Source organism: Thiomonas sp. FB-Cd (genome assembly GCF_000733775.1).
Taxonomy (GTDB): Bacteria; Pseudomonadota; Gammaproteobacteria; order Burkholderiales; family Burkholderiaceae_C; genus Thiomonas_A.
The window spans coordinates 1-7,264 of sequence record NZ_JPOE01000003.1 but is presented as its reverse complement, the minus strand read 5'-3'; the positions used below and the strand labels follow the sequence as shown (position 1 = coordinate 7,264).

Here is a 7,264-nt window from a genome sequence, read left to right as displayed (position 1 = left end):
GCGTTGAGTTGGTCTTCGATAACAGTGACCACCGCATCACCGGGAGCTTCGGTCAGTACACGGAAATCGCCGTCAAGCGGGTACTCACGCGCGACGGCACGTCTAGCTATTTCATCAATAACCAGCTTGTGCGCCGGCGTGACGTCCAGGACATTTTTCTTGGCACCGGACTTGGGGCTCGCTCCTACGCCATCATTGGGCAGGGCACGATCACACGCATCATCGAATCGCGCCCCGAGGAGTTGCGGGTGATGTTGGAAGAAGCAGCGGGCGTATCCAAATACAAGGAACGCCGGCGCGAAACCGAAAACCGCCTCCTCGGCACGCGTGAAAACCTGCTCCGGGTCAATGACATCCTGCGTGAGCTGGAAAGTCAGCTCGACAAGCTGGAACAGCAGGCTGCCGTCGCGCAGAACTTCCGCAGGCTTCAGGAACAACTGGAAACGAGCCAGCATGGACTGTGGTTGCTGCGTTGGGGGGAAGCGCAGGATCGGCAGGATCGCATCGCGCAGGATTCGACCCTGGCGCTGAATGCCCTTGAGGCAAAGACGTCGGAATTGCGCGCTGCCGAATCTGAGCTTGAAGCGCTGCGCCAGGCCCAATATGCGCGACCGATGCGCTGGGCATCGCACAGGCCAATCTCTATGCTGCCCAGGCGGAAGTGGCGCGCCTTGAAGCCGAAATCCGCTATGTGGTTGACGCGCGCGACCGCGCTCAGCGGGCCAACTCGAGCTGCAGTCCCAGCACGCACAATGGCAGGCACGCCAGCAAGAAGCGCTGCGAGATTCGGAGATGGCAACTGCGAAGTTGGCCGACGCGGAGCTTGCGCAGGCCGAGGCCGAGGGCGAGTGAGCGAGCAGATGGACCAAATTCCTGCGCTCGAGGCTCGCCTGGCCGACGCGCAATTGAAGGCAACCGAGCAGCGCTTGCAGGCCGCCGCCGCACAACAGCGCTTGCAAGTGGAGGCGGAGCGTCAGCGCGCCCTTGGCAACAGCTCCAGCAGATCGAGCAGCGGATGCAGCGCCTGCAGGCGGAGCGTCGCAGCTTGCACAAACCCGACAGCCTGCGTCTTGACGACCTCGGCGGCAGCAAAGCAGGTTGGCCGCCGAGCGCGATGGAGCGCAGGCGCGTCAACAAGAACTGCATGAGCAACTGCCCGTTCTGCAACAAATTCGTCAGGAGCAGCAAGCAGCCGCGCAGGAAACCGCTTCTGCGCTGGCATCAACCATCGCGCGCGTGCACGCGCTCAAGGCGTTGCAGGACAAGGTGATGACGCAGGGGCGCATTCAACCGTGGCTGGCGCGCCATGGGCTCGAGGGCATGGCGCGGTTGTGGACGCGCATCCATATCGAGCCAGGATGGGAAACCGCCCTTGAAGCCGCGCTGCGCGAGCGATTGGCCGCGCTTGAGGTGCATTCCCTGGATGCCATGGCTGGATTCGCCGCCGACCGCCGCCGGCGAAACTCACTTTTTTTGCAGCACCGCAGGCGGCTGGCCCCATGTCGAACGCCAATGGGCTGCAGCCACTGGCGAGTCTGCTGAACTACGTGGACCCGGGTTGCGTGCCGTGCTCGACGAGTGGCTGGCCCTGGTCTTTACTGCCGAATCGGTCGAACAGGCCATACGGTACCGCACGGGCTGCCGGCCGGTGCCATGCTGGTCACCCGCGAGGGGCATGCTGTGAGTCGCCACAGCGTGAGTCTTTATGCTGCGGACAGCGAGCAGGCCGGCATGTTGGCTAGAGCACAGGAAATCGACAACTTGGAGCGCCAGGTCAAGGCGCAGCAGATCCTCGCTGACGACACGCGCAGCACGGCGTTGCAGGCGGATGCGGCCTGGAGCCAAGCTCAGGAGCAGGCGGCTGCGGAGAGTCGCCGCATGCAGACGCTGACCCATCAGTTCCACGCGGTTCAGGTGGAGTGGCTCAAATTGCAACAGCAGCAGCAGGAATCAGTGAGTCGCGCTGAACGCCTGGATGCTGACCTTGGCGAGTTGGACGCGCAAGCCGAGGAGCTCTCGGCCAGTCAGGCCGAGAGCGAGGCTCGTTTTGAGCAACTCGACGCCGATCTCGCGCGGTGCCAGCAGGCCCAAGCGGACCTTGATGGTGATGTGCTACGTGAGCAGGCTGGGTTGGCCGCGGCGCGCTCCAGCCTGAGATTGCTGGAGCAGACCCAGGCCGAGGCCCTGTATGCGATACGCAGCTTGGAGCAGCGTCGAAGTGACTCTGCCAGAATGGCTGAAACCGCGAAGCAACAGCTCGCTGAACTCGCGGCGCGATTGCAAGCAGTTGACGAGGAGCTGACACGCCTAAGCGATGCCACGGCCGCGCAGGCCTTCAGGATGCGCTTGCGGCTCAGCAACGTAGTCAAGAGCATTTGGCAGTCGACGTGCTGAACACGACGAATTGGCCGCACGCTTACGCACGCTGGAGGAGTTCCGGGTGCAATTGGAGCGCGAAGCGGAGCCGCTGCGCGGCGCCATCACAGCGCGCCAACTGGAGGAGCAGGAGGCCAGGTTGCAGGCTGAGCAGTATCGCCAGATGCTGGCCGATGCGCAGGTTGATGTGGAGCAGCTTGCCGCGCGCCTACCGTCGGACTGCAAGCCCGAGGAGCTAGGGCGCGAAACGCAGCGCCTGAATCGCGAGATCGCCGCGCTCGGCGCGGTCAACCTTGCCGCGCTCGACGAGCTCGGTCACGCGCGCGAGCGCAAGGAGTTTCTCGATGCGCAGCTCGATGACTTGGAGCAGGCTGCCCGCACGCTCGAAGACGCCATCCACAAGATTGACGCCGAAACACGCGAGCAACTCCGCCTGACTTTCGACCAGGTCAACACACACTTCGGGCGCGTGTTTCCGGAGCTTTTCGGGGGCGGTGCGGCACGCCTCATCATGACGGGTGATGAGATTCTGGATGCCGGCGTACAGGTTATGGCACAGCCACCTGGCAAGCGCAACAGCACCATCCATTTGCTGTCTGGTGGCGAGAAGGCGCTGGTGGCAATTGCGCTAGTCTTCGGTATCTTTCACCTTACCCGGCGCCATTTTGCATTCTCGACGAGGTGGACGCTCCACTGGATGACGCCAACACCGAGCGTTTTGCCAAGCTTGTGGAAGCCATGTCGGGAGCGACGCAGTTCCTGTTCATCTCACACAATAAGATTGCGATGGAAATGGCAGAACAGCTGGTGGGCGTCACGATGCAGGAGCAAGGTGTTTCCCGCTTGGTTGCAGTGGACATGGACACGGCGGCGCAATTGGCAGAAGCTGCAGCCTAAACATGCGGGCCGCACGAGAAGCTCGTGGTGCGGAGGTCTATCGGCCCACCCGACAACACGCTAGACGACGAACGAGGACGATATCCATGGGTCAATTGCAGCAGGCCTTGCTAGTAGTGGGCGCGCTGATCATTGCTGCTGTCGTGGCATTCAATCTCTGGCAATCCTGGCAGCTGAGGCGACGTCGGCCGCGATCCGAGGGCGCGGCCCGCTCATGGGCGACGAGCCGGGCACTGCTGCGGCCGCGATGTGCAAAGGGAGCCGGGACTCGATGGTGAGCCGCAGTACGTCGAGCCACAACTCGCGTCTGCAGAGCCCACCCGCCTGCGGCCACCAGCGCTGCGCATTGATCCGCTTATCGACGCCATTGCCAGTTTCATGTTCGAGCAGCCAGTACCTGGCGAATCTCTACTGTCGCGCATGCCGCGCATTGCGCGTGTCGGAACAAGCTTTACTGTTCGGGGGGCGCAATGCGCAATCGGGTTTGTGGGAGACGCTACAACCCTCGGAGCGCTACGCGGAACTACAGGCTGGCGTGCAGTTGGCCAGCCGCAGCGGAGCGCTCAATGCGATCGAATACTCAGAGTTTGTCACGAAGTGTCACCGCTCGGTGAAGCTCTCGGTTCATCGCGCTACAGCTCGGTCATGTCTTGACTCATGCGTCTAGCGTGCTTGGCCGATAGACCTCCGCACCACGAGCTTCTCGGTGCGGGCCGCATGTTTAGGCTGCAGCTTCTGCCAATTGCGCCGCCGTGTCCATGTCCACTGCAACCAAGCGGGAAACACCTTGCTCCTGCATCGTGACGCCCACCAGCTGTTCTGCCATTTCCATCGCAATCTTATTGTGTGAGATGAACAGGAACTGCGTCGCTCCCGACATGGCTTCCACAAGCTTGGCAAAACGCTCGGTGTTGGCGTCATCCAGTGGAGCGTCCACCTCGTCGAGAATGCAAAATGGCGCCGGGTTAGGTGAAAGATACCGAAGACTAGCGCAATTGCCACCAGCGCCTTCTCGCCACCAGACAGCAAATGGATGGTGCTGTTGCGCTTGCCAGGTGGCTGTGCCATAACCTGTACGCCGGCATCCAGAATCTCATCACCCGTCATGATGAGGCGTGCCGCACCGCCCCCGAAAAGCTCCGGAAACACGCGCCCGAAGTGTGTGTTGACCTGGTCGAAAGTCAGGCGGAGTTGCTCGCGTGTTTCGGCGTCAATCTTGTGGATGGCGTCTTCGAGCGTGCGGGCAGCCTGCTCCAAGTCATCGAGCTGCGCATCGAGAAACTCCTTGCGCTCGCGCGCGTGACCGAGCTCGTCGAGCGCGGCAAGGTTGACCGCGCCGAGCGCGGCGATCTCGCGATTCAGGCGCTGCGTTTCGCGCCCTAGCTCCTCGGGCTTGCAGTCCGACGGTAGGCGCGCGGCAAGCTGCTCCACATCAACCTGCGCATCGGCCAGCATCTGGCGATACTGCTCAGCCTGCAACCTGGCCTCCTGCTCCTCCAGTTGGCGCGCTGTGATGGCGCCGCGCAGCGGCTCCGCTTCGCGCTCCAATTGCACCCGGAACTCCTCCAGCGTGCGTAAGCGTGCGGCCAATTCGTCGTGTTCAGCACGTCGACTGGCCAAATGCTCTTGACTACGTTGCTGAGCCGCAAGCGCATCCTGAAGGCCTGCGCGGGCCGTGGCATCGCTTAGGCGTGTCAGCTCCTCGTCAACTGCTTGCAATCGCGCCGCGAGTTCAGCGAGCTGTTGCTTCGCGGTTTCAGCCATTCTGGCAGAGTCACTTCGACGCTGCTCCAAGCTGCGTATCGCATACAGGGCCTCGGCCTGGGTCTGCTCCAGCAATCTCAGGCTGGAGCGCGCCGCGGCAACCCAGCCTGCTCACGTAGCACATCACCATCAAGGTCCGCTTGGGCCTGCTGGCACCGCGCGAGATCGGCGTCGAGTTGCTCAAAACGAGCCTCGCTCTCGGCCTGACTGGCCGAGAGCTCCTCGGCTTGCGCGTCCAACTCGCCAAGGTCAGCATCCAGGCGTTCAGCGCGACTCACTGATTCCTGCTGCTGCTGTTGCAATTTGAGCCACTCCACCTGAACCGCGTGGAACTGATGGGTCAGCGTCTGCATGCGGCGACTCTCCGCAGCCGCCTGCTCCTGAGCTTGGCTCCAGGCCGCATCCGCCTGCAACGCCGTGCTGCGCGTGTCGTCAGCGAGGATCTGCTGCGCCTTGACCTGGCGCTCCAAGTTGTCGATTTCCTGTGCTCTAGCCAACATGCCGGCCTGCTCGCTGTCCGCAGCATAAAGACTCACGCTGTGGCGACTCACAGCATGCCCTCGCGGGTGACCAGCATGGCACCGGCCGGCAGCCCCGTGCGGTACCGTATGGCCTGTTCGACCGATTCGGCAGTAAAGACCAGGGCCAGCCACTCGTCGAGCACGGCACGCAACCCGGGTCCACGTAGTTCAGCAGACTCGCCAGTGGCTGCAGCCCATTGGCGTTCGACATGGGGCAGCGCCTGCGGTGCTGCAAAAAAAGTGAGTTTCGCCGGCGCGGGTCGGCGGCGAATCCAGCCATGGCATCCAGGGAATGCACCTCAAGCGCGGCCAATCGCTCGCGCAGCGCGGCTTCAAGGGCGGTTTCCCATCCTGGCTCGATATGGATGCGCGTCCACAACCGCGCCATGCCCTCGAGCCCATGGCGCGCCAGCCACGGTTGAATGCGCCCCTGCGTCATCACCTTGTCCTGCAACGCCTTGAGCGCGTGCACGCGCGCGATGGTTGATGCCAGCGCAGAAGCGGTTTCCTGCGCGGCTGCTTGCTGCTCCTGACGAATTTGTTGCAGAACGGGCAGTTGCTCATGCAGTTCTTGTTGACGCGCCTGCGCTCCATCGCGCTCGGCGGCCAACCTGCTTTGCTGCCGGCCGAGGTCGTCAAGACGCAGGCTGTCGGGTTTGTGCAAGCTGCGACGCTCCGCCTGCAGGCGCTGCATCCGCTGCTCGATCTGCTGGAGCTGTTGGCCAAGGCGCGCTGACGCTCCGCCTCCACTTGCAAGCGCTGTTGTGCGGCGGCGGCCTGCAAGCGCTGCTCGGTTGCCTTCAATTGCGCGTCGGCCAGGCGAGCCTCGAGCGCAGGAATTTGGTCCATCTGCTCGCTCACTCGCCCCTCGGCCTCGGCCTGCGCAAGCTCCGCGTCGGCCAACTTCGCAGTTGCCATCTCCGAATCTCGCAGCGCTTCTTGCTGGCGTGCCTGCCATTGTGCGTGCTGGGACTGCAGCTCGAGTTGGCCCCGCTGAGCGCGGTCGCGCGCGTCAACCACATAGCGGATTTCGGCTTCAAGGCGCGCACTTCCGCCTGGGCAGCATAGAGATTGGCCTGTGCGATGCCCAGCGCATCGGTCGCGGCATATTGGGCCTGGCGCAGCGCTTCAAGCTCAGATTCGGCAGCGCGCAATTCCGACGTCTTTGCCTCAAGGGCATTCAGCGCCAGGGTCGAATCCTGCGCGATGCGATCCTGCCGATCCTGCGCTTCCCTCCAACGCAGCAACCACAGTCCATGCTGGCTCGTTTCCAGTTGTTCCTGAAGCCTGCGGAAGTTCTGCGCGACGGCAGCCTGCTGTTCCAGCTTGTCGAGCTGACTTTCCAGCTCACGCAGGATGTCATTGACCCGGAGCAGGTTTTCACGCGTGCCGAGGAGGCGGTTTTCGGTTTCGCGCCGGCGTTCCTTGTATTTGGATACGCCCGCTGCTTCTTCCAACATCACCCGCAACTCCTCGGGGCGCGATTCGATGATGCGTGTGATCGTGCCCTGCCCAATGATGGCGTAGGAGCGAGCCCCAAGTCCGGTGCCAAGAAAATGTCCTGGACGTCACGCCGGCGCACAAGCTGGTTATTGATGAAATAGCTAGACGTGCCGTCGCGCGTGAGTACCCGCTTGACGGCGATTTCCGTGTACTGACCGAAGCTCCGGTGATGCGGTGGTCACTGTTATCGAAGACCAACTCAA

General features: G+C 62.8%; 7 protein-coding genes and 3 pseudogenes. 4 read left to right on the top strand and 6 right to left on the bottom strand.

Going from position 1 to position 7,264, the window contains the following annotated elements; genetic code table 11:
* Window positions 1-455, bottom strand: a 455-nt coding sequence (locus tag CD04_RS23850; protein ID WP_156030295.1) for a hypothetical protein, incomplete at its 3' end; no start/stop codon positions are given.
* A gap of 643 nt (window positions 456-1,098) precedes the next feature.
* Here CD04_RS23850 and CD04_RS22705 point away from each other — a divergent pair.
* Both CD04_RS22705 and CD04_RS25300 read left to right on the top strand, forming a co-directional pair.
* Window positions 1,099-1,542 (top strand): hypothetical protein, encoded by a 444-nt coding sequence (locus CD04_RS22705; RefSeq protein WP_051849293.1) that lies wholly within the window; start codon window positions 1,099-1,101, stop codon window positions 1,540-1,542.
* 600 nt (window positions 1,543-2,142) lie between these two features.
* Window positions 2,143-3,273, top strand: a pseudogene (locus CD04_RS25300) (chromosome segregation protein SMC); the annotation flags it as partial.
* 721 nt (window positions 3,274-3,994) lie between these two features.
* Here the strand turns inward: CD04_RS25300 and CD04_RS25295 are convergent.
* The 4 genes and pseudogenes from CD04_RS25295 to CD04_RS25290 all read right to left on the bottom strand — a co-directional run.
* A pseudogene (locus tag CD04_RS25295) lies at window positions 3,995-4,647 on the bottom strand (chromosome segregation protein SMC); the annotation flags it as partial.
* Window positions 4,648-5,114: 467 nt separating this feature from the next.
* The gene (locus CD04_RS24760) at window positions 5,115-5,588 is read right to left on the bottom strand and encodes a hypothetical protein (protein WP_051849288.1); all 474 of its coding nucleotides are present in this window, start codon (window positions 5,586-5,588) and stop codon (window positions 5,115-5,117) included.
* Window positions 5,585-5,710, bottom strand: coding sequence for a hypothetical protein (locus CD04_RS25065; RefSeq protein WP_255333636.1), 126 nt, complete (start codon window positions 5,708-5,710; stop codon window positions 5,585-5,587). The genes CD04_RS24760 and CD04_RS25065 overlap by 4 nt, the downstream gene beginning before the upstream one ends.
* Window positions 5,711-5,775: 65 nt before the next feature.
* Window positions 5,776-5,883: pseudogene (locus CD04_RS25290) on the bottom strand (hypothetical protein); the annotation flags it as partial.
* On the opposite strand from CD04_RS25290, the gene CD04_RS24755 reads away from it, so the two are divergent.
* Window positions 5,851-6,045, top strand: coding sequence for a hypothetical protein (locus CD04_RS24755; protein WP_038168392.1), 195 nt, complete (start codon window positions 5,851-5,853; stop codon window positions 6,043-6,045). The pseudogene CD04_RS25290 and the gene CD04_RS24755 overlap by 33 nt on opposite strands.
* 33 nt (window positions 6,046-6,078) lie before the next feature.
* Window positions 6,079-6,294, top strand: coding sequence for a hypothetical protein (locus CD04_RS24750; protein WP_038168390.1), 216 nt, complete (start codon window positions 6,079-6,081; stop codon window positions 6,292-6,294).
* Between the two features lie 121 nt (window positions 6,295-6,415).
* Here CD04_RS24750 and CD04_RS24745 read toward each other — a convergent pair whose 3' ends face one another.
* Window positions 6,416-7,018, bottom strand: coding sequence for a hypothetical protein (locus CD04_RS24745; RefSeq protein ID WP_231480636.1), 603 nt, complete (start codon window positions 7,016-7,018; stop codon window positions 6,416-6,418).
* Window positions 7,019-7,264 lie beyond the last annotated feature (246 nt).